Here is a 26,961-nt window from a genome sequence, read left to right on the forward strand (position 1 = left end):
TGGTTAAAAAGAAGGCGGCGCTTGCTCCCTGTCAGGGTGCAAACGCCGCCGGTACTCTAGCCTATATGCGAACCGTTATCAGCTGGCTTCGGCAGCGCGCTGGTGACGCTTGCGCTCGTTCGGGTCGAGGTAACGCTTGCGCAGGCGGATCGACTTCGGCGTCACTTCCACCAGCTCGTCGTCGGAGATGTAGGACAGCGCCTTTTCCAGGGTCATCTGGATCGGCGGAGTCAGGCGGACCGCCTCGTCCTTGCTGGTGGTGCGGATGTTCGTCAGCTGCTTGCCCTTGATGACATTGACCTCAAGGTCGTTGCCGCGGGTGTGCTCGCCGATGATCATGCCCTGATAGACCGGAACGCCCGGATCGATCAGCATCGGGCCGCGGTCTTCCAGGTTCCACAGGGCGTAAGCCACCGCGGTGCCATCGCTGTTGGAGATCAGAACGCCGGTGCGGCGGGCCGCGATGGTGCCCTTGAACGGGGCATAGCCGTGGAACAGGCGGTTCATGATGCCGGTGCCGCGGGTATCCGTCAGGAACTCGCTCTGGTAACCGATCAGGCCGCGCGACGGGGCGTGGAAGACGATGCGGGTCTTGTCGCCGCCGCTCGGGCGCATCTCGATCAGGTCGGCCTTGCGCTCCGACATCTTCTGGACGACGGTGCCCGAGAACTCCTCGTCGACGTCGACGACGACTTCCTCGATCGGCTCCAGGCGCTGGCCGTTCAGCGGGTCGGTCTTGAACAGCACGCGCGGACGGCTGATCGCCAGCTCATAGCCTTCGCGGCGCATGGTCTCGATCAGGATGCCCAGCTGCAGTTCGCCGCGGCCGGCCACCTCGAAGGCGTCGCCGCCCTCGGTGTCCGTCACGCGCAGAGCGACGTTGCCTTCGGCCTCGCGCATCAGGCGGTCGCGGATCATGCGGCTGGTGACCTTGTCGCCCTCGCGGCCGGCCAGCGGGCTGTCATTGACCGAGAAGGTCATCGCCAGGGTCGGCGGGTCGATCGGCTGGGCGGCCAGCGGCTCGGTCACTTCCGGGGCGCAGATGGTGTCGGCGACGGTGGTGTTGGTCAGGCCGGCCAGGGCGACGATGTCGCCGGCATGCGCCTCGTCCACCGGAACGCGCTCCAGGCCGCGGAAGGCCAGCACCTTGCTGATGCGGGCGTTCTCGACCAGCTTGCCGTCGCGGCTCATCGACTTGACGGCCATGTTGACCTTGACCGAACCGGTCAGGATGCGGCCGGTCAGGATGCGGCCCAGATACGGGTTCGCTTCCAGCGTGGTCGCCAGCATGCTGAAGGGCAGGTTTTCCTCGACCTTCGGGGCCGGGACATGGTCGCGGATCAGCTCGAACAGCGGGGTCAGCGTCTCGCGGGCGCCGTTCTCCAGGTCCGTGGTCGCCCAGCCGTTGCGGCCCGAGGCGAACAGGGTCGGGAAGTCCAGCTGCTCGTTCGACGCGTCGAGCGAGGCGAACAGGTCGAACACCTCGTCATGCACCTCGTGCGGACGGCCGTCGGGACGGTCCACCTTGTTGATGACGACGATCGGGCGCAGGCCGAGCTTCAGGGCCTTGCCCAGCACGAACTTGGTCTGCGGCAGCGGGCCTTCGGCTGCGTCGCAGAGCAGTACGACGCCGTCGACCATGGAGAGGATGCGCTCCACCTCGCCGCCGAAATCGGCGTGGCCGGGGGTGTCGACGATGTTGATGCGCAGGTCGTTCCACAGGACCGACGTGCACTTGGCCAGGATGGTGATGCCGCGCTCGCGCTCCAGGTCGTTGGAGTCCATGGCGCGTTCGGCGACCTGCTGGTTCTCGCGGAACGAACCGGCCTGCTTGAGGAGTTGGTCGACCAGCGTGGTCTTGCCATGGTCGACGTGGGCGATGATGGCGACGTTACGGAGATTCATGGAGCCTTCGATCTCGCAAGGGCACCCCCGACACGCAGCAGCGTCATGCCACAAACAACAAAAAGGCCCGCCGAAAGAAATCGGTGGGCGCTGTCGGGGAAACTGTTGCGGCGCAATATATGGATCCGCGGCAAAAACGCAAGCGTTGTACCCTTTGGTCTAGGGCGAATTTCCGGGATGGAGCCATGCGTCAATGGACCCTACATTGGGGACGATGATCCGCTTCGCTTCCGCTTCCTGCCGCCGGGCGACCGCCGCAACGAGGATTGCAGCCGCGCTGCTCAAGGCTCCCATCGTGGCACCGCTGGTCGCCACCCTGCTGCTGCTGGGGCCGGCGGGTGCTGGCCGTGCCCAGGATTCGCCCCCCGACAGCGTTCCCGGCGCTGTGCCAGCGGTCCCCCCGCCGGAAGGCACGCCGCCGGATGAGGAGGTGCGGCCTGCCGGCATCACCTATGAAGTGGACATCACCGGCGTCGAGGATGAGGCCCTGCGCGGCACGCTGCGCGACGCCTCTACCCTGGTGGAATTGAAGGACGACCATCCGCCCTCGCTGATCGGGTTGGAAAGGCGGGCCGACAGCGACCGTGACCGCCTGCAGACGGCACTGCGCTCCGCTGGCTACTACGATGCGAAGCTGGACATCCGTATCGAGGAACCGGCGGCAACCGGCACGCTGCCCGCCGGGGGGAAGGCGCCGCCGGTCAAGGTGACCGTGGCGGTGACGCCGGGGCCGCTCTACCACATCAAGACGGTGACGGTGCGCGGCGCCAACGGCTCGACTTTGCCGAAGGATGTCACGACCGACGATCTCGGCCTCGTCGCCGGCGCGCCCGCCGTGGCGCAGAAGGTGCTGGATGCCGAATCGGAGCTGGTCGGCCGGCTGAGCAAGCGGGGCTATGCCTTCGCCAAGGCGTCCGACCGCGAGGTGGTGGTCGACCATTCCGACCGGACGATGGATGTCGCCTACACAGTCGACCCCGGACCGCTTACGCGCTATGGCGCCACCCGCATCGAGGGGCTGGAGACGGTCGATGAGGATCTGGTGCGCGGCCGCCTTGCCTGGAAGGAGGGGCAGGTCTTCGATCCGGCCGCCACCGACAAGGCGCGCCAGGACATCGCCGCCCTCCAGGTCTTCGACACCGTCCGGGTGCGGATGGCCGACGAGCCGGGACCAGACGGCGTCACGCCGGTGATTGTCTCGGTCGGCGAGCGCAAGCGCCGCTTCATCGGCGGCGGCGTCACCTATTCGACCCAGGACGGGCTGGGCGCCAATGCCTATTGGGGCCACCGCAACCTGTTCGGCGGGGCGGAGCAGTTGCGCGTCGGCGTCGATGTCGGGCGTGTCGCCGGTTCGTCGGGCGGTACGTCGAGCAAGAGCAACGACCTGCCGGACCTGCGCTTCAGCGTCAATTTCCGCAAGCCCGATTTCCTGGCGGTGAAGCAGTCGCTGTTGGTCAATTTCGCCGTGGTCAACGACCAGCCGCCGGCCTACAGCCGCGTGGCGTCGGAACTGACGGTGAAGCTGGAACGACCATTGACCGACCAGCTGACCGTCAGCTACGGCCTGACCGGCGAGCGCGGGCGGGTGCGGACGGAGGACACCACCTACCAGACCTCCTTCATCGGCGTGCCGCTGGGCGCGGCCTGGAACGGCACCGACAATCTGCTGAACCCGACCTCCGGCCAGCGGGCGTCGTTGCAGGTGACGCCCTGGTTCCCGGTCGGCGGCGACACCAAGTCGCCCTTCACGTCGGTGCTGCTCAACGGCTCCACCTATTACGATCTCGGCACCGACGGGCGCTATGTCGCCGCGGCGCGGATCGGACTGGGCAGCATCCTCGGCACCTCGCTGGCCGACATCCCGCCGGATCACCGCTTCTATGCCGGCGGCGGCGGGTCGGTGCGCGGCTATGGCTTTCAGAAGGCGGGACCGCGCGACCGCTATGACGATCCGGTCGGCGGCCGGTCGCTGTTCGAGATCGGGGCGGAACTGCGCATCAAGGTGACGGAGAGCATCGGTGTCGTGCCCTTCGTCGATGCCGGCACGGTCTATGACAAGGCCTATCCCGACTTCAGCGAACCCTTGCGCGTCGGCGCCGGGCTGGGGCTGCGCTACTACACCGACTTCGGCCCGCTGCGTGTCGACGTCGGTGTTCCGCTGAATCCCGCCAGCGGAGATGCGCGCTGGCAACTGTATCTCAGCCTGGGGCAGGCGTTCTGATGGCGCAATTTCGTCCCAATCCTTCGGGACGATGACCGTCTATTGCGGTTGGGACACGGGGTGGCTGGTGAAAGGGCATGGTGTGACGGCGGTTCGCTTCCTTCTGGTCGGTCTGACGATCCTTGCCGGCCTGTTGGCCGGCCCACAGCCCGTTCGGGCCTTCTCGCTGTTCTCCGGCGACACCGCCCGCGAGTGGCTGATCGAGAAGATCGAGGGCGCTGTCGAATCGCCGGACATGCACCTGAAGCTGGGTGCGATCGACGGCAGCATCCCCACCGACTTCACCATCGCCACGGTCACTCTGGCCGACAGCCGGGGAGTCTGGCTGACGATCGACCGGCTGCATGTGGTGCTGTCGCCCTCCGCCCTGTTCCTCCGCAGCGCCCAGATCGACGCGCTGGAGGCGGCCTCCGTCATGGTAACCCGCGCGCCGGTGAGCACCCAGCCCGCCGTGCCGTCCGACCCCAACGCCCCGCTGTTGCCCAGCCTGCCGGTCGACATCGACCTGAAGAAGCTTGTGGTGGAGCGGCTGGAACTGGCTCCGGCGTTGCTTGGTGAGCAGGCAGTGCTGCGCATCGCCGGCGCCATGATGCTGGAGCACAGCGGTGGGGCGGTGAACGCCAATCTGTCGGTGGCGCGCATCGATGACAAGCCCGGCAAGGCTGATCTGGTCGCCGCCTTCGATCCTGGCAAGAACACGCTGAATCTGTCGGTCAACGCATCGGAGCCGGCTGGCGGTGTCATTGCACGCGCGTTGGCGATGCCTGGCCTGCCGCCGATCGAACTGGCGTTGAAGGGCGACGGCACGCTTGACGGCTGGACCGGCAAGCTGACCGCTATGGCCGGCGAGACAGCCTCGCCCACCGGCACGCTGAATGCCGACGCCACCATCAGGAAAGGGCCGGAGGGGCATGCGCTGACGCTTACTGCCGGTGGCAACTTCGCGCCGCTGATCGCCGGGCTGGCCGGAGATACGGTGACGCCGCTGATAGGCTCCAGCCCGACGCTGAACGCGACCCTGTTGCGGACGCCGGCGGGTGCCATCAGCCTGCGCCCGTTGGCGCTGACCTTCGCCGCCGCCAATGCGACGCTGAACGGCGACGTTGCCGCCGATTACAAGAGCCTGAACCTGCGCTGGAGCTTGCATGCCGGTCCGGACTCCACTTTGCACCCGCTGGTGCCGCTGTCCTGGCGCGAGGGGGTGGTCGAGGGCTCTGCCGAGGGGGCGCTGAACGCGCTGAACGTCGCGGTGAATGCCACTCTGCGGGACCTTGCCTCCGATGATCCGGCGCTGTCCCGTCTGACCGGGCCGGAGACAACGCTTGTCGCCAAGGCGCAGGTCGATACCGGCAGCGGCCGGATTGGGCTGGAGACCTTGGCGTTGACCGCCGCAGCCGCAAAAGCAGAGGCGAAGGGAACCGTCGGTGGCTGGGGCCAGACTGCCGATCTGACGCTGAGCGCCAATGCCGACGACCTTGCGCCTCTGTCGGGCCTCGCCGTCCGGCCGCTGGCGGGGGCGGTGGCGTTGAACGGGCCGGTGAAGCGCGGTGCCGACGGTCTGCTGACCGCCGATCTGACCGGCAGCCTCGACCGCCTGTCCACCGGCACACCGGCCGACGCGGTGCTGGGCGACAGGGCGACGCTGGCGCTGGCCGCCAGGATGGAGCCGGACGGCGCCATGCGGCTGACCGGCCTGACGGTCGATGGCCGCAACGGCAAGCTGACCGGCACTGCGGCTCTCGTGGACAACAAGGTCGATGCCCATACCACCCTGACCCTGGCCAAGCTGGAGCCCCTGGGCGGCGCGCTCGGCACGCCGATGGAGGGGGCGGCGACACTGGAGGCGACCGCGCGCGGACCGCTCGACGCCATCGAGGCGCAGGCGACACTGAACGCCCGCGATCTGGTGGTGCAAGGCCGCCGGCTGGGCGCTGCGGAAGTGAAGGCAACCGCCGCAGGGCTGCCGGCGACGCCGAACGGCACGGTTTCGGCGCGGACCAACCTGGACAGAACGCCGCTGTCAGTGGACGCGCGCTATGCGTTGCGTGAGCAGACGCTGCGGCTGGATGAACTGACCGTCGCCAACGGTACCAACCGCATCACCGGACAGGCGCAGGTGGCGCTAGACACGCTGCTCGCCACCGGGCGGCTGGAGGGCAAGTTGCCCAACCTGAACGGCCTGTCGGAACTGGCGGGGATGCCGCTCGCCGGCGGGGCGAGCTTCACCCTGGTGCTGGACAACAAGGGCGGCAGGCAGGCGGCCAACCTGACCGCCGACGCCGGCAACCTGCGGGTGGATGGCCAAGGCGGACTGCTGCTGACCGCTCGCCGCCTGACCGTGAAGGCCGATGTCGCCGACGCGCTCGGCATCCCCAGCGGCAAGGCGCGGGTGGAGATGACCGACGGCAATGCTGCCGGCACCGACCTGCGCAGCGTCACCGCGTCGGTCGACGGGTCGCTGGCGAAGGCCAGCTTCCAGGCCAATGCCGCCGGAGCGGGCACCCAGCCGGTCGCGCTGGACCTTGCCGGCAATCTGGCACGGGACGGGCAGGCGATGCGCATCCGGCTCGACCGCCTGCAGGCGCGCTATGCCGGGGAGGATCTGCGCAGCACGGCGCCAGCCACCATCCTGCTGGCGGACCGCCGCTATGAAGTGAAGGAACTGCGGTTGTCCTCGGGCAATGCCCGGCTGGCCGCCGACCTTGGCTTGAACGGAGACCGGCTGAGCGGCGAACTGACCATCGACCGGCTGCCGTTGGCGCTGGCGAAGCTGGCCAGCCCGACGCTGGCGCTGGACGGCGTTGCCAATGCGCGGGCGTCGCTCGGTGGGACGCTGCGCAACCCTCGTGCCGATGCCACCCTGCGGATCAGCGGACTGAAGGCGCAGCAAACCACCCAGGCCGGACTGCCGGGCATCGATGCGACGCTTGACGCGCAATGGCGCGATCGCCGGCTGGGGCTGAACGGCCGGATCGCCATGCCGAAGAATGCCGGCACGCTGACCGCCACCGCCGCCCTGCCTCTGGTGATGGACCCCGACAGCTATGCCGTCAGCGTTCCGCCCAGGGGTGCGATCGAGGCGGCTGTGAACGGCACGGTGGACTTGTCGCTGGCGAACGATTTGCTGTCCGCGTCGGGCGACCGGGCGCGGGGGGCGCTACGGCTCGACGTCCGGGTTGGCGGGACGGTGGAGAAGCCGTCGCTCGGCGGATCGGTGGTTCTCGCGAATGGTCGCTACGAGAACCGCGCCTCGGGTGCCGTCATAACCAACATCGAAGCGCGGCTGGTCGGCGACGGCGATGTCTTCACCATCCAGAGCTTCCGTGGACGAACCCGCAACGGCGGTGCGATCAGCGCCAGCGGTGTCATCCGTCCAGGTGCGCCCGCCGACCGGCAACTTGACATCGCGCTCCAGGCGGATAATGCCCGGCTGGTGGAGATCGATCTGGTGACGGCCGAGATCGGCGCGAACCTGACCCTGACCGGCGGCTTCGCGAACGCGCGGCTCGCCGGGCCGGTCGACATCCGCCGCGCCGAGATCCAGGTTCCCGACCGCATGCCGGCCAACGTGGTCGATCTGAAGGTGACGGAGGTCGGCAAGGGCCGCCGCGCCCGCGGGACGACACAGGTTTCCACCGCCGGCGGCACCCGCCGCGTGCCGCAGCCGGCGGAGGCTCGACCGGTGGCAACCACCTTCGTGCTGGCGTTGGACATGACGGTGAACGCACCGAACCAGATCTTCGTGCGTGGCCGCGGGTTGGACGCGGAGCTTGCCGGCAACTTGCGGGTCAAGGGCACCGCCGCGGCACCGGAGGTAACAGGCCGTTTCAGCATCCTGAAAGGCAGTCTGAACCTGCTGGCGAAGAACTTCGAGTTCAAGCGCGGCGTCTTCGACTTCGACGGCACCCAGCCGATCGACCCGCGGCTCGACCTGCTGGCAGAGGCGACGGCCAACGGCGTCACCGCCGACGTGGTGGTCAGCGGCACCGCCCGCCAGCCGAAGATCGAACTGACGTCTCCGCAAGGGCTGCCGCAGGACGAGGTTCTGGCAGGCGTGCTGTTCGGCAAGTCGGTTGGCGACCTGAGCGCGGCCGAGGCGGTGCAGCTTGCGCAGTCGGCGGCGGCGCTGGCCGGCGTCGGCGGCGGGGGCGGTGGCATCCTCGACAAGGTGCGCCGTGGCCTGGGCGTCGACCGTCTGGACTTTACCCAGGGCGAGAACGGCAAGGGCGGCGCGGTCCAGGCAGGCCGCTATGTCAGCGACCGTGTCTATGTCGGCGTCGAACAGGGCATCGGTGCCAACCAGAGTCGTGCCAAGGTCGAGGTCGACATCACCAAGAACCTGAAAGGCACGGCATCGGTCGGCGCCAATTCGGAAACGAAGTTCGGGGTGGTGTACGAGAAGGATTATTGAGGATCGGTGGGGGCTAGCTCACCACCCCACCACGATCCGGGCATGCGACGGCACCGGCACGATGCCGTCCACCGCCTGTGCCTCGAAGCGCCGGGCAATGTCCGCTTCCAATGCCAGGCGCCGGTCCGCACTCAATCCGCCCAGCCTGTGACCGAAGCTCATGTCGAGCGCGGCGCGCCAGAAGGGCTGGCCGGCCGGAGCCTTGCGGACCGGGGTCAGCTCGATCTCCGAGCTTTCCACAAAGCCGGCGGAGCGCATCAGGTCCGACAGCAGGCCCGGTGTTGCGAAGCGGAAAAGCGGATCGAGGCTGCCGTCTTCGCCGAGATGGTCGGCAACCGCGTCGCCGATCTCCGAGAACAGGCCGTTGCCGGCGCGCGGCCCCCACACCATGAAAGCGGCCTTGCCGCCCGGGCGCAGGATGCGGCGCACCTCGCGCAGCGCGGAATCCACCGCCGGTACGAACATGATGCCGAATCGGCAGGTCACCCCGTCGAAGGTAGCGTCGGCAAAGGGCAGGGCGGTCATGTCGGCGGCGGTGAAGGCGGGCGCCGGACCCTCCACGCTGCGGGCACGGCGGACGGCGCCTGCCATCATGCCGGGGACCAGGTCGCTGCCCACCACCAGCCCGTCCGGCCCGGCCCGCCGCGCGGCGCTCAAGGCCGGCTCCCCCGCGCCCGATGCGAGGTCCAGCAACCTCTGCCCCTCCGTCAGGCCGGCGGCATCGAGCAGCGGGCGGTTCAGCTTGTCGGCCAGATCGGCCATCGGATCGGCCCAGCGGTCCCAGGCGTCGGCACTGGCGGCCCAGCGGTCGCGCTCGCGGCTGGCATCCGGTGTGGCATCGGGCTGCGAGGTGTCGGGAAGGTTGGTTGCGCTCAATGGAGAAGCCTCGCCGTGCCGGCCACGCGCTGGACCGTGTCGGCGTCGCTCAACCGTTCGCCCAGCGCCGACAACTCGTCGGACAGCTTCCGGTTGGCGTCGGTCAATTGTTGGATGCGGGTCTGCGCCGCCTGCTGCTGCTGGGACAGGGTCGCCATCGTCTCCGTCAGCTTGCGAATTTGCTGGGACTGGCGGGCCGCCGCCTCGTTCTGGCTGCGGCGGATCGATCCGACGGCCACCAGCACGACAAGGCTGATGGTCACGCCGGCCGCAATGGCGACGATGCTGATCCCTGTGAACCAGTCCATGGGCGGAAAGCTTCCGCCCATTTCACCTATTGGTCAAGCAGCCTGACAATCCATCGGTGCAACCGACCCGGTGCCAAGATCGGCACAGGGGGTCCTATTATCAGTAAATGGATTGGGCGAGAGGTGGGTCAGCCGACCGACCCGCTGACCGGACGCTCGGCCTTCATGCGAAGTTCCTTCAGATGGTCACCGAAGGCACGCAGGACCGGCATGATCCGCTGCGTCTGATCGGTGGTGACGTGGGCGTCCGTCTTCAGAACGATGGTCGGCGCCTCCGCCATGAGGCGCTTGGCGCGCATCGGACCGACCTTGTCGTCGAGGAACATGGCCATGCCCATCAGAATGCCCAGCGTCACGTCGTCCGGAGCCTTGGGCAGGGCCAGAACGTCATGAAGCTCGTTCAGCAGCGTGTAGGCGACGATGGAGGTGCGTTCGATGGTGTCGACGTCGGCGGCCATGGGCATCGGGCAGGTCCTCGGGAAACGTTCGGATGAAACGTTGCAGGTGAGACGCTGGCGGGTGACGCGGGAAGGCGTCCCGTGGGTCGCCAGCGCTTGCGAAATCCGTCGTGCCCCGAGGGTAATCGTCAGTTTATAACCAAAGTGTTAACCAAACGCCACCCGAGTCGCCCGAGTCGCATTTTCCCGAGTCGCAATCTTCCGTTCTCATCGTTTTCCGCTGCTGCGCGCCTTGGTCGAAAGCGACAGCTCTGCCACTTCCTCTCGCGCGCTGCTGACGAGGCCGGCCGACTGTACGATGTCGCGGTTGAACGGGTGATAGGTCTGTGCATAGATGCCACGGATCTTGGTGACGTAGTCCTGCGTCTCGCGATAGGGCGGGATGCCCTTGTATTGCAGGACCGCCCCCTCACCGGCGTTGTAGCCGGCCAGCGCATAGGCGACGTTGCCGTCGAAATAGGCCAGCAGCCAGCGAAGGTACTTCATGCCGCCGCGCAGGTTCTGTTCCGCGTTGAAGGGATCGGACACACCAAAGCGCTCCGCCGTCTCCGGGATCAGTTGCATCAGCCCTTGGGCGTTCTTGTTCGACACGACGTCGACGCGATACCCGGATTCGACCGCGATGACAGCCAGCACCAGATCGGGGTCGAGCCCGTAGGTTGGCGCCATCTTCTGCACCATGGCGCGGATTTCGGCCGGCGGTTTGCGGATAATACCCCAGCGCAGGTTGGGCGGCTCGCAGCGGTCGGGCGTCTTGACCGTGCCGCCGGCACTGCCGATCAGACGCTCCGCCTGTTCGTTACCAAGGGACGCCGCCTTGCGCAGCCAGGCCCGGCCGAGGTCGGCATCCTTGGAGACGCCGCCCAACCCGGCCATGTGCATCCGCCCGGCCATCAGCGCGGCATCGGCGTAATCCTGCCGGGCGGCCCGGCAATACAGCGATAATGCCAGCCGCTGATCCGCCTTCACCCCGTCGGCGCGGTCATAATGCTGCGCCAGTTCATATTGGGCGCGGGCGCTGCCCTTGCTGGCCAGGGCTTCCAATGCGGCGACGGTCTTCTCGGCAATGCCGGCGCTGGCCGGTGGCGAAGCCAGCAGGCTGGGTAGAAATACCGCCGCGAGTGCCGCCACGCGCGTGGCACGGATCGGGCGTCGGGCATTGCGCCTGGAAGTTGCCGGAATGGATGGCTCGGACGGCGTACCGCAAAGGTTCGTGTGGGCTTCCACCGGACCCCCCTGTATGATTTTCTTCAAGCTTTTGGAGACCATCAGAAGGTCGGAAGCAGTACTTTCAGGAAGGACGCCACTGCATCCAACTGGCCGGGTGCCAGGCATGGCGGCATAAGCCGAAACGGAAGGCCGGTTGCCAGGAAATACATCGCCGTAACTGGTTGATGTGGCGCCGCCAATAAAAAATACATAGGCCGATCGACTGGTGTCGGTCGGTCTTTTTCTTTTCGGGATGGTCATGCGTCCTCCAATCGAGTTGGAGAAATAACGAACGATCATGTTTTAAGCCAATGCCCGAACGGTGATTGGGATGGAATAGCTGGGGTACTCTAGGGGTTAATTGTCTCCATTGTATGATCCATTAGCCTTTTTCCCAACTGGCAGCTCCTTTGTGCGCTCATTACGTACGGATCGGGCCAGATAATCGGCTGCGAAATTCGACGGCCCCGGACGATGGAAACCCTCCATCGTCCGGGGCCGTTGCGCCGGAGGCCCCGGCAAAGCCATCGGCATCCGTGAAGCCGGAGGCGCAGCCGTGGCGAACGGCATTGAAGGAGGCATCGTTTCACCGATGGCGAACCACGTCGCGACCACCTTGAGCCACCGACTGCGTGCCCCGGCCGAGCCGGTGCCCTTCGGCGCCGAGGCCGTTGGCCGGACCCGTTCGGACGGCCTGCCGACGTTCCCAAACCAAGACACCGTTGATGCCGGGGCCGATGCCAGTATGGAGACCCATTTGACTGTTGATGCGGAGGCCAGGGGGGCCGAAGCCAGCACCGCGATTGACGAGGCCCCGGCCGATGCAGCCGCCGATGCTGCCGTGGAGGAGGAGTTCCGTCCCGATCCGAACGCTCCGCCCGATCCGGCGGTGATCCGTCAGATCGAAGAGGAGATCCCGCGCCTCCGCCGTTTCGCCCGTGCCATGGTGCGTGATGCCACGCTGGCCGACGATCTGGTGCAGGAATGCCTGGAACGCGCGCTGTCGCGCCTGCATCTGTGGCGTCCCGGCACCAATCTGCGCGCCTGGCTGTTCACCATCCTGCGCAACCTGCACATCAATGGCGTGCGCCGCCGCCAGCCGGTGGTCGACATCGATGCCGAGGCGCAGGCCGCCATCGGCGCCGCTCCGGGCTCGCAATTCGTGCGGATGGAGCTGCGCGACCTGCGCCGGGCCTTGGCCCTGCTGCCGAACGAGCAGCGCGAGGTGGTTCTGCTGATCGGGCTGGAAGGCATTTCCTACAACGAGGCTGCCGATATCCTGGGCATCTCCATCGGCACCGTGAAGTCGCGCCTGTCGCGTGGCCGCCGCGCCCTGCGGCTGCTGATGGAGGGGCAGAACCCATCGGACGACGTGGACGCTTGAATTTGATGGTTTGCTGAATTCCGTGGGGTGCCCGGTCGCCGGGCGCCCCGTTTTCGTATCCACTGCCGAAACGAAAGGCGGCGCCCGCATGGGACGCCGCCGGAGGCTGGGACAATCGTGGCGTCGCCGGCTCGGACGGCACCTCAGGAGGAGAGAGTGAACCGGCCGACCTACCGTCGCCGGACCAGGCCCATGATCAGGCTGATGGCGAACAGGACCAGGAACAGGAAGAACAGGATCTGCGCGATGCCGGAGCTGGCCGACGCGATCCCACCGAAACCGAGCGCGCCGGCGATCAGCGCGATGACGAAGAAAACAAGAGCCCAATAGAGCATCATACCCTCCCTCGCTCGGCCGAATAGTCACCAAGGACTGCCGGCGTCACGCATGAGACAAGTCATGGCCGTACCCGCCGTCCGGTTGTCTTCGTCCCTTGGCCTCTGCTTGGCGGTGCAGGTTGGGCCACGGTGACGGTAAGCACAGCCGGTGCGGCGGCATTCGAAGACCAGAACAACGCCGTGGGCGCGATGTTCCCGGTTCCTGACCAACCGGAGCATCGGAGTGCCGCAGGGCTGGTGCAGACTGGCATTTATGCAACAACAGGGCTGCAGGCGCGTTTCCGCTTCCTGAGAGGCCCGGCATCCGCCGGCCACGAGGGCGACAACGAGCGAGGGCGCTATGAAGACTGGATTGATCCTGATGGCTATGGCCGGGTCATTGGCGGTGGTTCCGGCGGCGATGGCGCAGCAGACCTATTCGCAAAGCCACTCCACCTATTCGGGAAGCACCGGCGGCGATGTCTCCGGGCTGACGGGCTCGACGGGCGGCACCGTGTCCGACTTCGGCGGGCGCCGTGGCCGGGGGCAGAAGCCGATCGAGCTGCAACAGACGACGTTGCTGAACCAGCTCAGCGCCGCCGGTTATGTCTCGGTGCGCGACTTCCGCAAGGAGGGGGATCGCTACGTCGCCAATGCAATGACTCCGCAGGGGCAATGGACGACAGTGGTGCTTGATCCGCGCAATTCCTCGACGACGTCCGCCAGGGGTTCGGTCATCACTCCGGGCAGCAAGCCGATCCGCTGAGGTCAGTTCAGCAGTCGCGACCATGTGCCGGTGAGGCGGCCGACGCCTCCCGGCACACGGAGATCGTAGAGGGGAAGGGTCTGCTGCAAGCGCTGTCCGGCATCGCGGCCCAGGGTGCGGACCGCCGTTTCCACCGTGCCGCCGACCGGAAGCCAGCCCGACGCGGCGATCGGCACCACCAGCGCCAGTCCCCAGTCCATCCGACCGCCAAAACGGCTCTGGGCGCCGTCGGGCCCCTCGGTCCAGGTGGCGTGGGCGGTCAGGCCGATGCCGCCGTCGAAGCGCCGCATCACCTCCACCGTGCCGCCCCAGTCGCCGCCGAGATAGCGGCCGAGCCGAAGCGCGGTCGTCATATCGGCACTGGGGGATTCCCAATAGAGGCTGGCATGGCCGGTGCCGCGGGCATCCCCGCGGTCGATGGTAAACAGGCTGTCCGGCCGCCGCTTCCACATCTGATTGAGCTCGAGACCGAGCGCCCAACGGGCACCCTGCGGCTGCAAGAGGGCCTCCGCACCGATACCGCCATACATCTCTTCCTGATGGCCGACGGACAGCCGGGTGGTCAGCCCTTCCACCGGCTGGGCGAGCCACGCCGCATAGGCATGGTCGAGGGCAAGCGGACGGTCGGCATAGCGGGGCAGGTCGCTGCGTACCGGCTGGGCCGCCGGCAGGGCGTTGGTGTCCAGCAGTTCCAGATCGCTCGGCGCGTTGATGCGCAGCCCGCTGCCCAGCACCAACCCACGCAACGGCTCCGCCCGCAGCATCACATCGGTGTGGGTGCGCTGGGCCAGCGTGGTTCCCAACTCCGCCAGATCGAACGTGGCGACCAGCCGGGTGGAGAGGTCGAGGCGTGGGCGCCAGTCGGGTGGAGGTTCGGCCGAGTTGGCGAGTTGGGTGGTGTGCCATATCTCCTCCGCACTGCCGCGGTGGTTGGCCGCCCGTTCCAGGTCGCGGCGCAGCAGGGTCACGGTGGTCGTGTCGAGACCGGCGGCGCCGGTGACGATGCGTAGCCTCTCGACCTGTGGCGGGGCGAGGTCGGCCAGCAGGCGGGCGGCATCGCCGACTTCGCGCGCCAGTGGCATCCGTCCGCTGCCGGCCGGGTCGAGCCAGAGCGTCGCCATTTCCCCCTCGATCCTGGCCGCGCGCACGGGCAGGCCGCGGCTGCGGGCCACCAAGGCTATGGCATCGGCCGACAATGCCGATCCGGCGGAGGGACGCGGGCCGATGTCCGGGGGAGGGCGGTTCGGCCGGTCGGCATCCGCCGCGGGATCAAAGCGGACCGACAGGCGGAGCATCAACCGCCGTCCCTGTTCGTAGGCCGCACCCAAATCGGTCCAGGGTGCCGGACGCCAGGACAGGCCGACGCCGTAGCGGCTGCCGGGAACGAACCCTGGTTCGTCCTGCTGCTGGGCGCGGAAGCGGTCGCCGGAGGATTCCAGCTTCAGGCTCAGTCCATCGACCGGGGTGTGCCACTCGGCACCGCCGAACAGGGCCACCCTTTCGCCGCTGAACCATGCCCTGGGGCCGCGGGCGGTCGGCCAAGCGGAGGGGGCACGGTCGCGGTGGAACCTGCCACCGAGAACGCGTAATGGGTTGCGCAGATGGCCGGCCTCTCCCAACGTGCCCCAGCCCATGCCGAGCGTCAGGTCCAGGTCCCACCAGCGGCGCGACAGTGCGATGTATTCTCCGGCGAAGCGCCCCTTTCCCGGCAGGTCCAATCCCGATCCGGTGACGTCGCGTCCGCCGACGACGATCGCCGGTCCATGCTCATCCTCGCGCCGCAGGCGCAGCTTCAGGTCGAGGCCGGGTTCGCTGAGGCCGTAATAGCCGGGATAAGCGCTGTTGCGGGCGGTGACTTCCAGCCACGGCAACGGCTGGCCCGAGATCGTAAAGTGGCGGTGCAGGTCGCCGAGCGCGGTCAGCCCGCCGCTCATCGAGCCGTCCGGCGCCATCCGTGCGGTCGGCACCTGAAGCAGGCCAATCCCACCCCAATCCGACAGGCTGGTACGCGCCTCCTCGCCGAAGGCGGAGGTTAAGGCGGGGGCACACAGTGCTGCCAGAACGATGAGGATAGCAATCGGGCGCACGCGATGATCGCGAAGAATCGGGAGCTGCGCCCGATCCTTCGCCAATCATACGCATGAATGCAACTGAAAAGCTGTAGCTGCCGCTGTTTTACGGCGCTTCGACCACCTCGAAGTCATGGGTGATGGTGGCGGTCTGGCCCAGCATGATGGAGGCGGAGCAGTATTTCTCCGCCGACAGGGCGATGGCGCGCTCCACCTTCGCCGGGTCCAGTTTGCGGCCGGTCACGGTGAAATGGACGTGGATCTTGGTGAAGACTTTGGGATCGGTATCTGCCCGCTCCGCCTCGATCGCGGCGACGCAGTCGGTGATCTGCTGGCGGCCCTTCTCCAGGATCATCACCACATCGAAGCAGGTGCAGCCGCCCATGCCGATCAGCAGCATTTCCATTGGGCGGATGCCTGCATTGCGGCCACCGGCTTCGACGGCGCCATCCATCACCACGGCATGGCCGCTGCCGGATTCGCCGACGAACATCTTGCCGTCCACCCAGGTGACGCGCGCCTTCATGACCATTTCCTTCGTTCACTGTTGATCGTGAGTGACCGCGCGAAGCTAGGCGCCACGGCCGATCGGCGCAAGTGGGTGCTGCACCCCCATCGCCGGACTTGTCCAATGGCGCCGGCGCGCCCAAAGTCCCGGGATGCTGCGATGCGCCATCCGAGGACGGGATCAACCACCATGCCGCACGGCCACTCCCATGGCGGTTCCATTAATGCCGATCATGACCATTCAGAGCATCACCACGCCGACCATCATCACGGGCCTGTGCGCTACGACCGCTCCTTCGCGCTGGGGGCACTGCTGAACATCGGTTTCGTGGTGGTGGAAGCGGTTTATGGTCTGATCGCCAACTCGACCGCCCTGTTGGCCGATGCCGGGCACAATCTAAGCGACGTTATGGGGCTGCTGCTGGCCTGGGGTGCCGTGTGGCTGGGGCGGCGCATTCCGCAGGGACGCTACACCTACGGCTTCGGCAATGCCTCGATCCTGGCGTCGCTGCTCAACGCTATGATCCTGTTGATTGCCGTCGGCGCCATTCTGCTGGAGGCGGCCAACCGTCTCACCGATCCGGAGCCGGTGGGCGAGACAACCGTGATGGTGGTGGCGGTGATCGGCATCGTCATCAATGCCTGGACCGCTTGGCTGTTCATGGGCGGGCAGAAGCAGGACATCAACCTGCGCGGTGCCTATCTGCACATGGCGGCCGACGCGGCGGTGTCGCTGGGCGTGGTGCTGGCAGCGCTGGCGATCCGCTTCACCGGCTGGCTGTGGCTCGATCCGGCGACCAGCATCGTCATCGCGCTGGTGATCGTCGCCGGCACCTGGGGCCTGCTGCAAGAGTCAGTAAGGCTGGCGATGGACGCTGTGCCCGACGGCGTCGACCGGGCGGGTGTGGAACGCTATCTGGCCGGACTGACGGGCGTCATCGCCGTGCATGACCTGCACATCTGGCCGATCAGCACGACGGAAACGGCCCTGACCGCTCACCTCGTCCGACCCGGCATGAACCAGGACGACGCCCTTCTGCTGGAAATCTCCATGGTGCTGAAGGAGCGTTTCGGCATCGGCCATGCCACCATCCAGGTGGAGCATGACGGCAGTTGCTGCCGCCTTGCTCCTGCGGATGTGGTCTGACCCGTTATGCCTGTTCGCGGGCGAGGCGGCGGGCGTTGGCGCGCACCTTGCGGTAGGCCGGGTTCATGCCGGCGGCGGCGATGGCGGCCGTCGCCTCGATCAGGCGCAGGTTGGCGTGGATGCCGGCATCGACGACATCCGCCAGCAGCCGCTGTTGGACGTCGATGATCTCCGCCGGGTTCTTGCAGCTGGCAAGCCCGCCGATGGTGGTGGCGGCCGCCTGGGTCTGCTTGGTGATCATGGTGATCCAGGCCTGCCCGAATTCGCCAATGCCAGTGGCGACGGCATGGAAAGCCTCCACCGCCGCCTCAACTTTTTCCGCACCCATGCGGATGAATTCGGGATTGGCGAAGTCGATGGGGTTCGACAGCGCCGCCGTCATCATCGCGGTGCGATAGCCAATGGTCTGCGCCGCCGCGACGCCCATTTCGCTGCTGCGAAGACCGGTCTTGGTGAGCTGGCCCGCCACCGCCATGAGCCTGTCGGTGGGGTGGCCGTTGCCGGCGTTCTGTCGTGCCATGGGCGTCGCCTCTCTCAAAAGTATCGTTGCCGGAACCTGACTGCGGGGTCAACGCTGCACTGCAACATAAGTTCCGGCACGATCTTTACGCCTCGGCGAGCGCGCGGTCGAGATCTTCGATGATGTCCCGGGGGTCCTCAAGACCAACGGACAGGCGCAGCAGGCCGGGTTCGATCCTGGCCGCGACCTTTTCCTCATCCGTCAACTTGGAATGAGTGGTGGTCGAGGGGTGAGTGATCAGGCTCTTCGAATCGCCGAGATTGTTGGAGATCATCACCATGCGCAGGCCGTTCAGCAGGTTGAACGCCTCGGTCTTGCCGCCCTTCAGGAAGATCGACAGCATGTTGCCGCCGCCGGTCATCTGCTTGCGCACCAGATCATATTGCGGATGGCTGGGCAGCAGCGGGTACAGCACCTGGGCGACCTTCGGATGGCTTTCCAGGAACTCCGCGACCTGGAGACCGGCTGCCGACTGGGCCTGCACGCGCAGTTCCAGCGTCTCCATGCCCTTCAGCAGAAGCCAGGAGTTGAAGGGAGAAATGGTCGGGCCGGTGTTGCGCAGGAAGGGATGGATGACCTCCGATGCGTATTTCCTGTCCTTGGCCAGGATGACACCGCCCAGACAGCGGCCCTGGCCGTCGATGTGCTTGGTCGCCGAATAGATGATGACGTCGGCGCCGAAGTCGAACGGACGCTGGAGCACCGGCGTGGCGAAGGCATTGTCGACGACGACCACGGCCCCCGCCTTGTGGGAGAGATCGCAGACCGCCTGGAGGTCGACGACCTCAAGCCCTGGGTTGGACGGAGTTTCCAGGAAGACGGCCTTGGTCGGCTTCGACAGCGCCTCTTCCCACTCCGCCAGATTGGTGCCGTCGACGAACACCGTCTCGATGCCGTAGCGGCTGCACAGATCCTTGAGGATCCAGTAGCAGGAGATGAAGAGCGCCCGCGGCGCAACGACCCGGTCGCCGGTGCGCAGGCCGCTCATCAGCGCGCCATGGACCGCCGCCATGCCGCTGGCGGTGGCATAGGCCCATTCCGCCCCCTCATACTCCGCCAGCCGGTCCTCGAACATCGCCGAGGTCGGGTTGCGGAAGCGGGAATAGACATGGCGCGAGCCGTCGTTGGCGAAGGCGTTCTCAGCCTCTTCCGCCGAACCGTAGACGAAGCCGGAAGTCTGGTACAGAGCCTCGCAGGTTTCGTCGAACTGCGAACGGCGGATGCCGCCATGGACCAGCTTGGACCGCGGGCGCAGGCCCGCAACGTTTGGATTGCGATGATCGGTGCGCGACATTCCGCGACTCTCCCCTGATGACCGCCGGTGGGGCGAGGCCGGCCGCAAACAAAAAAGCCCCGACCGATCGGGTCGAGGCGCGGACGCGGCTCGGACCTTTTTAGCGGATTGTTTTACGTGGCCCGCAAGCCGGTCGACCAAATCACCACGTGGGTCCGCTTGTACGACTGCCTATGACCGCCGTCAAGAGGGGTAGCGCGGCATCTCCGTCTTCGGACGCCATCCCGCCTGGCTATCCGGAATCGCGGTCGATAGTCAGCAAGATGGGCCAGGACGGCGTCCGGACCCCCGGCTTATGGTTTCCTCCATCAACCGTGCAGGCCGGACCGACGATGAGCAGGCAAGATTATGAAGGGAGGTTTTCCCGGCTGTTCGACTACATCGAGCAGAATCTGGAGGGCGACCTGTCGCTCGACAGGTTGAGCGATGTCGCCTGTCTCTCGAAATTCCACTTCCATCGTCTCTTCTCCGCCCATTTCGATGTCAGCATCGGAAAATACATCCAGCTGGCACGGTTGAAGCGGGCGTCGTTCCGACTGGCCTTCTATCCGGCTGACAAGGTTATCGACATCGCCTTGGACGCCGGATTCGAAACGCCGGAATCCTTCGCCCGCGCCTTCAAGACCGCGTTCGGCCAGACTCCGTCCGAATTCAGGAAAGCTCCGGAATGGCGGCAGTGGCATGACCGCTATCGACACATCAAAAGGAAAAGGATCAGGACCATGGATGTCTCCATCGTCGACTTCGCGCCTACCCAGGTGGCGGCCTACTGTCATCGGGGACCGATTGAAGGCGTGAACGACTCCGTTCGCATCTTCATCGACTGGCGCAAGGGCAGCGGACTGTCGCCACGAGAGCGCTGCCGGACCTTTGGTGTCGCCTTCGACAACCCGGAAACCACCGAACCTGCCGACTTCCGGTTCGACATCTGCGGGGAGGTCGACGGCGACGTGCCGGAGAACCCCCAAGGGGTGGTGAAGAAGCTCATTCCCGGCGGGCGCTGTGCGCTGGTCAGGCACCGGGGAGCCCATGAGCAGATCGGGGAGGTCTTGCGCTTTCTCTATGGCCGGTGGCTTCCGGAAAACGGCGAGGAGCTTCGCGATTTCCCCGTATACTTCCATTATCTGAACTTCATCGGAGAAACGCCGGAGCATGAACTGCTGACCGACGTCTACCTACCGCTGAAGTAAGTACGGTACGGAAGTGGCGCCGCTTCCGCCGACCGCTGTTCAGCCGACCTGCTCTTCCCTTGCTTGCGGCTTTTTCGACAGCATTCCTTTCACGTCTCCCAAATTCGCCCCGCCCAGCAGCGCCGCCAGCGCGCCGAAGGCCACGACTCCTCCGGATACCAGCAAGGCCAGCGCCATGAACCGCAGTGCGGTGGAGGGGGCGGCCAGCCAGGGCAACAGCAGACGCTCGCCCGCCAGAAGTGCCATTCCCATGCCGGCAGCCGCCAGGGCGATGCGCGGGGCGCGGCGCGTCAACCTGTCGTCCAGATCGAACAGGCCGCGCCTGCGCATCGCCGCCACCAGCAGTCCGACATCCAGCCAGGCGGTCAGTCCGGTGGACAGCGCGATCCCGACATGCCCAAGCCATGGCATCAGCAGCAGGGCCAGCAGGGCGGTCGCCACCGTCACGATGACGGCCACACGCACCGGCGTCACCGTGTCGTGCCGGGCGAAGAAGGCGGCGTTCAGTGACTTCACGATCACATAGGCCGGGATGCCGACGGCATAGGCGGCAAGCGCCATCGCGGTGGCCTGAGCCTCTTCCGGGCCAAAGGCCCCGCGCTCGAACAGCACTGCGACGATGGGCCCCCCTGCCACGCCGAGTGCCACCGCCGCCGGCAGGCCGAGCAGCAGGCTGAACTCCAGCGCGCGGCTCAGGTAATGGCGGACCATCCGCTCGTCCCCGGCGGCGACATGGCGCGCCAGCACCGGCAGAAGGGCGGTGCCGATGGCGATGCCGATGATGCCCAGCGGCATCTGGTTCAGCCGGTCGGCGTAGTAAAGGAAGGACACCGCGCCCGACGGCAGCAGCGAGGCCAGCACGATGTTGAGGAACAGGTTGATCTGCATGACCCCGGCGCCGATGGCTCCCGGGCCGATCAGCCGGAACAGCCGCCGCATCCCCTCCGTCATGCGCGGCGGGCGCAGCCTCAGCACCACCCCGGACTTGGCGCAGGCCCAGGCCATCCAGGCGACCTGAACCGCCCCCGACAGCGTCACCGCCGCCGCCATGGCAGTGCCGGGCTCCAGCCCCAGCCGCGGGGCGATCAGCAGGGCGGCGACAAGCGTCAGGTTGAAGGCGATGGGGGCGGCGGCGAAGGGCCCGAAGCGGTCAAGCGCGTTCAGTACCCCACCGAGCAGCGCCACCAGCGAGATCAGCGCCAGATAGGGAAAGGTCAGTCGCGCCATGTCCACCGCCAGAGCGAACTTGGCCGGTTCGTCAACGAAGCCGGGGGCGAGGCCGTGCATCAGCCAGGGCATGGCGACGATGGCCGCCAGCGTGAATGGCAGCAGCATCGCCAGCAGCATCGCCAGAGCTTCCTCCGCGAAGCGGATGGCGGCGCTGCGGCCGCGGGTCTGTAGCTCGGCGGCGAACAGCGGGACGAAGGCGACGCCGAAGGCACCTTCCGCGAACAGCCGGCGGAACAGGTTGGGCAGTTTCAGCGCCACGAAGAAGGCGTCGGCCACCGGGCCGGCGCCCAGCACGGCCGCGGTCAGAATGTCGCGGGCAAAGCCGGCCAGCCGGCTCAGCAGGGTCAGGCCACCGACGGTGGCGATGGCGCGTGCGAAGTTCATCGCCGCGGTATAGCCGGCCGGGGCAGCGCGGCAAAGCCGGCTTTTCGGTGCGGTGCCCGGCCCCGGTCTCCGCTCTCCCTTGCCATCCCTTGCCTCCTGGTGCGCCGCAGCATGGCTCGGAACGCGATGGCTGCGATGGCGTGGCCGTTGGTCTGCCTGGGTGGAGCAACTGTCCTCTGCTGCCACCTTGCCGGTTACGGCGTTGCGTCGGCCTCCGCGTTGCGGCATGCTTCCGTCCGCCTGCCGCCGCCCTCCGCTTTCCCGCCGATGGACGTGGTCGGCGGACGATCCACTGCGTTCGGAGTTTACGTGAAGCGGGCGCTCTGGCTTTTTTCCGGTTTCGGCGGCCGTCTGGTCCTGCCCGCCCTGGCGGTTGCGCTTGCCATTGCCGCCCTGTGGTGGATTCTCCTCGACCGGCTTCATCGTGAAGAGCGGCTGCTCGACCTGACGGCCAATGAAAAGACCGCTGTCGTCGCCCGTCTGGTGGAGGAGCATGCGGTCTCCACCTTTCGCCGCGTCGACGACCTGCTGCTGGACCTGATCGCCAATACCGAGCGCAACCGTTCCATGCGCCTCGATACCCGCCGCGCCTTTGAAGAAGGGCTGGTGGTGGGGGTCCGTGTCTACGACGCTTCCGGCATGCTGACGATGGGCGGAGGGCGCGCCACCTTCCAGGGGGTGGTCACCGACCGCGACGAGTTCCGCATCGCCCGGGACAGCGCGCCGCGCGGTCTGGTGATCGGCATTCCCTATGCCTCGTCGGAGGTCCAGGATCTGCTGATCCCGGTGTCGCGGCGGCTGGAAAACACCGACGGCACTTTTGCCGGCATCGCGGTCGCCGATATTCCGGTCGAGTCCTTCGCCCGCTATTACCGTGTTCTCGGCCTGCCGCCGGACGGGGTGGCGACGCTGTTGCGATCCGACGGCGTCATCATCGCCCGCAATGCGGGATTCAGCGCTGCCGCCGCCGGCCGCGGAATGACCAGCAGCGAGCTTTGGCAGGCGATCCGGCAGCATCCCGTCGGCCACATGCGGATGGCCAGTCCGGTCGACGGGATAGAGCGGATCACCGCCTTCCGGTCGGCACCCGATTATCCGATCATCGCCATCGTTGGCGAATCGGTGGAGACGGTCTTCGGCCCCTGGCGCGACAACGCCCGTCTCTATATCGGCTGGGCGGTCGCCACCACGGTTGTGATCCTGCTGTTCGTTATCGCCTTCATCCTCGAACTGCAATGGCGCCGCCACACCGACCGGGCGCTCAGGGTGCGGAACCGGGCGCTGGCCTGGAGCAACGACGGCATCATGATCGCTGATGCTACCCAGCCGGGAATGCCCATCGTCTATGTCAATCCGGCACTCGAGCATCTGCTGGGTGCGTCGACCTCGGCCCTGATGGGCAGCGGCGCCCTGACGGCGCTGGAGCGGGCGACGAACGACCGGGTCGCCTTGCAGCCCTTGCGCGATGCCATCGTTGTCGGCCGTGACGCCCGGGTGGAACTGACCCGCCCCAATCCGAGCGGGGAGGCGCCGCGTTGCCTTGAACTCAGCGCGTCGCCGGTGCGCGACCACGACAACCGGCTGGTCAGCCTGATCGCCACCGTCCGCGATATCTCCGAACACAAGCGCGCCCAGGCGGCACTGGCTGACGCGAGGCGGGAGGCCGACCGGGCCAATGTCGCCAAGTCGAAATTCCTGGCTGCCGCCAGTCACGACCTGCGCCAACCGGTGCAGTCACTGCTGCTGCTGATGGAGGTGCTGTCCACCCGCGTCACCGATGGCATGAGCCGCAATGTCCTGGGCACGATGGAGCGTGCGCTGGGCGCGCTGAAGATGCTGCTGGACGGGCTCCTCGATGTCTCCCGGCTGGAAGCGGGCGCGGTGGTGCCGGAGGTGGAGGTGTTCCCGCTGTCCGAGGTGATGGAGCGTGTCGCCGCCAACAGCCGCCCCGTCGCTGTCCAGAAGGGGCTGATCCTGCACATTGTGCCGTGCAGCACCCATGTGCGCAGCGACCCGATGCTGCTTGGCCGGATTCTGCAGAATCTGGTGGAGAACGCCCTGCGCTATACCGACAGGGGCCGGATTCTCATCGGCTGCCGCCGCCGCGGCGAGACGTTGCGCATCGAGGTCTGGGACACCGGAATCGGGATTCCCGCCGACCAGCAGGAGGACATCTTCCAGGAGTTCGTGCAGGTCGGCAACGCCAGCCGCAACCGCGACCAGGGACTCGGCCTCGGGCTGGCGGTGGTGCGGCGGCTGTCGGTCATGCTCGGCCATGAGGTGACGGTTCGGTCGACGCCCGGCGAGGGATCGGTTTTCTCGGTCGAGGTCCCCGTCGCCGCCCGATGGGCGATGAAGGCCGTGCCCGCTCCGCACTCCGCCCGTCCGGCCTTCGCCACCACCGTGCTGGTGATCGAGGACGATCCAATCGTCCGTGAAGGGCTGCGCGCCATGCTGGCGGAGTGGGGCTATATCGTTCTGGCTGCCGAATCCTGTGCCGAGGCGCTGGATCTCGCCAATCGCGGGCCGACGCCCGACCTGATCGTCGCCGATTACCGTTTGCGCGATGGCCGCACCGGGACGGAGGCGATCCGCGAGGTTCGGCTGGCGCTGGGCCGGATCCTGCCGGGCATCCTGGTTACCGGCGACACCGCCCCGGCCCGTGCGCAGGAGGCGGAGGCCGGCAATTTCCGGGTGATGCACAAGCCGGTGATCGCCGCCGACCTGCGCCGGGCAGTGGCCGAGGCGCTGGAACCGCTGCTGCGCGACCGACAGACCGTCGCCTGACGAACAAGGCGAGGGGCGCGCCGGTGGGAATCAGCCGAGGTCCGGGGCCTGCCGAGGCACCCTCAGGATGAAGACGGCTCCCTGGCCGGGATTGTTGCGGACGCTCAGTTGGCCGCCCAAAGTCTGGGTCGCCAGATTATAGGCGATGTGCAGCCCCAGGCCGACGCAGCCGGCATGGCGTGCAGTGGTGAAGAAGGGATCGAAGATCCGCGGCAGGTCGGCGTCAAGGATGCCCTGCCCGTCGTCGCTGTGCACCACCTCGATCCAATCGTCGCCATCGGCGTGGATGTCGATGACGATCCGTCCGCTCTGCTCCGCACGGAAGGCGTGGGTCAGCGAATTGCGCACCAGATGGGTCAGCACGCGGGCGAAAGCGCCGGGAAAGCTTTCCAGCTGAAGCGCCTCCGGACAGGCCAGCTCCACCCGGTGGCCGGAGGAGCCGATCTGCGTGTGCAGGCTCAGCAGCACGTCCTCGGTGTATTCGCGCAGGTAGAACGTGCGGCGCTCGTCGCCGGTTTGGTCGGCGGCCACCTGCTTGAACATGTGGACCAGGGCGGCGATGCGTTCGGTGTTGCCGACCAGCAGTTGCCCGGCCTCCTGCGCCACCTCAAGGAAACCGGCCAGGGCCGACCGGGTCAGGGCATTGGCGGCGAACTGGCGCTTCACGTCCTCCGCCCGGCTCAGCAGATGGGAGGCGGTGGTGAGCGCCACGCCGACCGGCCCGTTCACCTCATGCGCCACCCCGGCGACGAGCTGGCCGAGGGACGCCATCTTCTCGGTCTGGACCAGGCTGTCCTGGGCGGCCTGCAATTCGCGATAGGCCTGTTCCACCCGGTCCTTGGCGGCGCGCAGGGCGTCGGCGGCACGTGCCCGCTCGGTGGTGTCCAGCATGACGCCGAACAGGTGGGTCAGCCGTCCGTCCAGATCGAATCGCGGCGCGCAGGAGGAGGAAACGTAGCGCACCTCTCCCACCGGATCGATCACCCGGTATTCGACATAGACGCGGCGGGAATTGCCGATGACGCTTTCCAGCATGTTGCCGAAGGACATGCGGTCGTCGGGGTGCAGGATGCCCAGCAGATTGTCGAAGGTCGGCTCGAACCGTCCGGCATCCTGGCCGTAGATGTCGAAAGCCTCACGGTTCCACACCAGCGTGCCGCTGTGGATGCCATATTCCCAATAGCCGAGATGACCGGTGCGGTAGGCTTCCTCCAGCCGCTGCTTGGCCGCCTCCAGTTGGGCGGCGGCCTCCGCGCGTTCGGTGCTGTCCAGCATGACGCCGAACAGGTGGGTCAGCCGTCCGTCGCCATCCAGCCGCGGCGCGCAGGAGGAGGAGACGTAGCGGACCCGGTCGTCCCGGTCATGGACGCGGTATTCGACATAGACCCGCTGGGGGTTGTCGACGACGCTCTCCAGCATGTTGCCGAAGCGCGGCCGGTCGTCGGGGTGCAGGATCCCCAGCAGGGCATCGAAGCCGCCGGTGAAGCGGTCGCGGTCGTGACCCAGCACGGCCAGCCCGGCATCGCTCAGCATCAGGTCGCCGGACCGGATGCCGTACTCCCAGTACCCCAGCTTGGCGGTGTGGTAGGCCTCCTCCAACTTCTCGGTCGCCAGCGCCAGCCCGCGGGCGGTATGACGCTGGTCGGTGACATCCTCCACCGTCGCGATCCAGGGCGGGCCGCCGACGCGGACCAGCAGGTCGCGCGAGTCGCCGGAGATGGACGTCGCGGTCACTTCCCGTTCGCTACCCGGGGCGGTATCGGCCAGATCGACCGGAAAGGCGTCGGTGCTGCCGTAACGGTCGAGGAAGCGGCGGTTGCCGCGCAGCCGTCCGTCCGCCTCGCGCATCAGAGCCGGAACGGGCAGGGCGTCGAACAGCGGGGCGAACGATGTCGGCACGGCACCGGTCTCCAGCCTCGGAGCCCCCGTCACGTCCATCGTCTGGCCCGCTGTCGTCATGTGCATCTCCACAGCCTGC

Annotated in this window: 19 protein-coding genes and 1 riboswitch; of the genes, 7 read left to right on the forward strand and 12 right to left on the reverse strand. The window is 67.1% G+C overall.

What is annotated here, in order from left to right:
- Positions 1 to 78: 78 nt before the first annotated feature.
- The gene (gene typA, locus E6C72_RS09435) at positions 79 to 1,905 is read right to left on the reverse strand and encodes a translational GTPase TypA (protein ID WP_109086605.1); all 1,827 of its coding nucleotides are present in this window, start codon (positions 1,903 to 1,905) and stop codon (positions 79 to 81) included.
- A 193-nt stretch (positions 1,906 to 2,098) separates the two neighbouring features.
- On the opposite strand from typA, the gene E6C72_RS09440 reads away from it, so the two are divergent.
- Entirely contained in the window at positions 2,099 to 4,126 is a 2,028-nt protein-coding gene (locus E6C72_RS09440; RefSeq protein WP_247875789.1) for an autotransporter assembly complex family protein, read from the forward strand.
- A 67-nt stretch (positions 4,127 to 4,193) separates the two neighbouring features.
- Positions 4,194 to 8,537, forward strand: coding sequence for a translocation/assembly module TamB domain-containing protein (locus E6C72_RS09445; protein ID WP_247875790.1), 4,344 nt, complete (start codon positions 4,194 to 4,196; stop codon positions 8,535 to 8,537).
- Positions 8,538 to 8,555: 18 nt separating this feature from the next.
- On the opposite strand, the gene E6C72_RS09450 is transcribed toward E6C72_RS09445, so the two are convergent.
- The 4 genes from E6C72_RS09450 to E6C72_RS09465 all read right to left on the reverse strand — a co-directional run bounded on the left by E6C72_RS09450 (position 8,556) and on the right by E6C72_RS09465 (position 11,649).
- Complete coding sequence (locus tag E6C72_RS09450; protein ID WP_109086608.1) at positions 8,556 to 9,413, reverse strand: class I SAM-dependent methyltransferase; 858 nt, start codon at positions 9,411 to 9,413, stop codon at positions 8,556 to 8,558.
- A complete protein-coding gene (locus E6C72_RS09455; protein ID WP_109086609.1) occupies positions 9,410 to 9,721 on the reverse strand; it encodes a hypothetical protein in 312 nt (103 codons plus the stop codon). The genes E6C72_RS09450 and E6C72_RS09455 overlap by 4 nt, the downstream gene beginning before the upstream one ends.
- A gap of 128 nt (positions 9,722 to 9,849) precedes the next feature.
- Positions 9,850 to 10,185: a hypothetical protein gene (locus E6C72_RS09460; RefSeq protein WP_109086610.1), complete on the reverse strand. Its 336-nt coding sequence runs from the start codon at positions 10,183 to 10,185 to the stop codon at positions 9,850 to 9,852.
- A gap of 201 nt (positions 10,186 to 10,386) precedes the next feature.
- Complete coding sequence (locus tag E6C72_RS09465) at positions 10,387 to 11,649, reverse strand: lytic transglycosylase domain-containing protein (RefSeq protein WP_247875791.1); 1,263 nt, start codon at positions 11,647 to 11,649, stop codon at positions 10,387 to 10,389.
- A gap of 331 nt (positions 11,650 to 11,980) precedes the next feature.
- Here E6C72_RS09465 and E6C72_RS32200 point away from each other — a divergent pair, with 331 nt between their 5' ends.
- A complete protein-coding gene (locus E6C72_RS32200; protein WP_247875792.1) occupies positions 11,981 to 12,772 on the forward strand; it encodes an RNA polymerase sigma factor in 792 nt (263 codons plus the stop codon).
- Between the two features lie 170 nt (positions 12,773 to 12,942).
- On the opposite strand, the gene E6C72_RS09475 is transcribed toward E6C72_RS32200, so the two are convergent.
- Positions 12,943 to 13,107: a DUF1328 domain-containing protein gene (locus tag E6C72_RS09475; protein WP_042689062.1), complete on the reverse strand. Its 165-nt coding sequence runs from the start codon at positions 13,105 to 13,107 to the stop codon at positions 12,943 to 12,945.
- A gap of 343 nt (positions 13,108 to 13,450) precedes the next feature.
- Between E6C72_RS09475 and E6C72_RS09480 the strand changes: the two genes are divergently transcribed.
- A complete protein-coding gene (locus E6C72_RS09480) occupies positions 13,451 to 13,855 on the forward strand; it encodes a hypothetical protein (RefSeq protein ID WP_136700707.1) in 405 nt (134 codons plus the stop codon).
- 2 nt (positions 13,856 to 13,857) lie between these two features.
- Here the strand turns inward: E6C72_RS09480 and E6C72_RS09485 are convergent, their stop codons facing one another.
- Complete coding sequence (locus E6C72_RS09485; protein ID WP_109086612.1) at positions 13,858 to 15,942, reverse strand: YjbH domain-containing protein; 2,085 nt, start codon at positions 15,940 to 15,942, stop codon at positions 13,858 to 13,860.
- Positions 15,943 to 16,030: 88 nt separating this feature from the next.
- Positions 16,031 to 16,450 carry an OsmC family protein gene (locus E6C72_RS09490; RefSeq protein WP_098741061.1) on the reverse strand — a complete coding sequence of 140 codons (420 nt, stop codon included), beginning with the start codon at positions 16,448 to 16,450 and terminating at the stop codon, positions 16,031 to 16,033.
- Between the two features lie 171 nt (positions 16,451 to 16,621).
- On the opposite strand from E6C72_RS09490, the gene E6C72_RS09495 reads away from it, so the two are divergent.
- Positions 16,622 to 17,578 (forward strand): cation diffusion facilitator family transporter, encoded by a 957-nt coding sequence (locus E6C72_RS09495; RefSeq protein WP_109086613.1) that lies wholly within the window; start codon positions 16,622 to 16,624, stop codon positions 17,576 to 17,578.
- 4 nt (positions 17,579 to 17,582) lie between these two features.
- Here E6C72_RS09495 and E6C72_RS09500 read toward each other — a convergent pair whose 3' ends face one another.
- Together E6C72_RS09500 and metZ are read right to left on the reverse strand one after the other, a co-directional pair.
- The gene (locus E6C72_RS09500) at positions 17,583 to 18,098 is read right to left on the reverse strand and encodes a phasin family protein (protein WP_109086614.1); all 516 of its coding nucleotides are present in this window, start codon (positions 18,096 to 18,098) and stop codon (positions 17,583 to 17,585) included.
- An 85-nt stretch (positions 18,099 to 18,183) separates the two neighbouring features.
- Entirely contained in the window at positions 18,184 to 19,392 is a 1,209-nt protein-coding gene (gene metZ, locus E6C72_RS09505; protein WP_109086615.1) for an O-succinylhomoserine sulfhydrylase, read from the reverse strand.
- Between the two features lie 79 nt (positions 19,393 to 19,471).
- A riboswitch (SAM riboswitch) is annotated at positions 19,472 to 19,551 on the reverse strand.
- Positions 19,552 to 19,565: 14 nt separating this feature from the next.
- On the opposite strand from metZ, the gene E6C72_RS09510 reads away from it, so the two are divergent.
- On the forward strand, positions 19,566 to 20,582 hold the full coding sequence (locus E6C72_RS09510) for a GyrI-like domain-containing protein (RefSeq protein WP_247875793.1): 1,017 nt from the start codon (positions 19,566 to 19,568) through the stop codon (positions 20,580 to 20,582).
- A 39-nt stretch (positions 20,583 to 20,621) separates the two neighbouring features.
- Here E6C72_RS09510 and murJ read toward each other — a convergent pair whose 3' ends face one another.
- A complete protein-coding gene (gene murJ / locus E6C72_RS09515; protein WP_109086617.1) occupies positions 20,622 to 22,196 on the reverse strand; it encodes a murein biosynthesis integral membrane protein MurJ in 1,575 nt (524 codons plus the stop codon).
- Positions 22,197 to 22,505: 309 nt separating this feature from the next.
- On the opposite strand from murJ, the gene E6C72_RS09520 reads away from it, so the two are divergent.
- On the forward strand, positions 22,506 to 24,983 hold the full coding sequence (locus E6C72_RS09520) for an ATP-binding protein (RefSeq protein WP_247875794.1): 2,478 nt from the start codon (positions 22,506 to 22,508) through the stop codon (positions 24,981 to 24,983).
- A gap of 30 nt (positions 24,984 to 25,013) precedes the next feature.
- On the opposite strand, the gene E6C72_RS09525 is transcribed toward E6C72_RS09520, so the two are convergent.
- A complete protein-coding gene (locus tag E6C72_RS09525) occupies positions 25,014 to 26,942 on the reverse strand; it encodes a PAS domain-containing protein (RefSeq protein ID WP_247875795.1) in 1,929 nt (642 codons plus the stop codon).
- Positions 26,943 to 26,961 lie beyond the last annotated feature (19 nt).

It is taken from the genome of Azospirillum sp. TSH100, from assembly GCF_004923295.1.
Lineage (GTDB): Bacteria > Pseudomonadota > Alphaproteobacteria > Azospirillales > Azospirillaceae > Azospirillum.

Bases quoted from the DNA above. Each gene is read 5' to 3' on its own strand.
- typA (WP_109086605.1), bottom strand. From the start codon at position 1,905: ATGAATCTCCGTAACGTCGCCATCATCGCCCACGTCGACCATGGCAAG.
- E6C72_RS32200 (WP_247875792.1), top strand. From the start codon at position 11,981: ATGGCGAACCACGTCGCGACCACCTTGAGCCACCGACTGCGTGCCCCG.
- E6C72_RS09495 (WP_109086613.1), top strand. From the start codon at position 16,622: ATGCCGCACGGCCACTCCCATGGCGGTTCCATTAATGCCGATCATGAC.
- E6C72_RS09440 (WP_247875789.1), top strand. From the start codon at position 2,099: ATGGACCCTACATTGGGGACGATGATCCGCTTCGCTTCCGCTTCCTGC.
- E6C72_RS09455 (WP_109086609.1), bottom strand. From the start codon at position 9,721: ATGGACTGGTTCACAGGGATCAGCATCGTCGCCATTGCGGCCGGCGTG.
- E6C72_RS09465 (WP_247875791.1), bottom strand. From the start codon at position 11,649: ATGACCATCCCGAAAAGAAAAAGACCGACCGACACCAGTCGATCGGCC.
- E6C72_RS09480 (WP_136700707.1), top strand. From the start codon at position 13,451: ATGAAGACTGGATTGATCCTGATGGCTATGGCCGGGTCATTGGCGGTG.
- E6C72_RS09490 (WP_098741061.1), bottom strand. From the start codon at position 16,450: ATGAAGGCGCGCGTCACCTGGGTGGACGGCAAGATGTTCGTCGGCGAA.
- E6C72_RS09475 (WP_042689062.1), bottom strand. From the start codon at position 13,107: ATGCTCTATTGGGCTCTTGTTTTCTTCGTCATCGCGCTGATCGCCGGC.
- murJ (WP_109086617.1), bottom strand. From the start codon at position 22,196: ATGAACTTCGCACGCGCCATCGCCACCGTCGGTGGCCTGACCCTGCTG.
- metZ (WP_109086615.1), bottom strand. From the start codon at position 19,392: ATGTCGCGCACCGATCATCGCAATCCAAACGTTGCGGGCCTGCGCCCG.
- E6C72_RS09510 (WP_247875793.1), top strand. From the start codon at position 19,566: ATGACCGCCGTCAAGAGGGGTAGCGCGGCATCTCCGTCTTCGGACGCC.
- E6C72_RS09460 (WP_109086610.1), bottom strand. From the start codon at position 10,185: ATGCCCATGGCCGCCGACGTCGACACCATCGAACGCACCTCCATCGTC.
- E6C72_RS09525 (WP_247875795.1), bottom strand. From the start codon at position 26,942: ATGACGACAGCGGGCCAGACGATGGACGTGACGGGGGCTCCGAGGCTG.
- E6C72_RS09500 (WP_109086614.1), bottom strand. From the start codon at position 18,098: ATGGCACGACAGAACGCCGGCAACGGCCACCCCACCGACAGGCTCATG.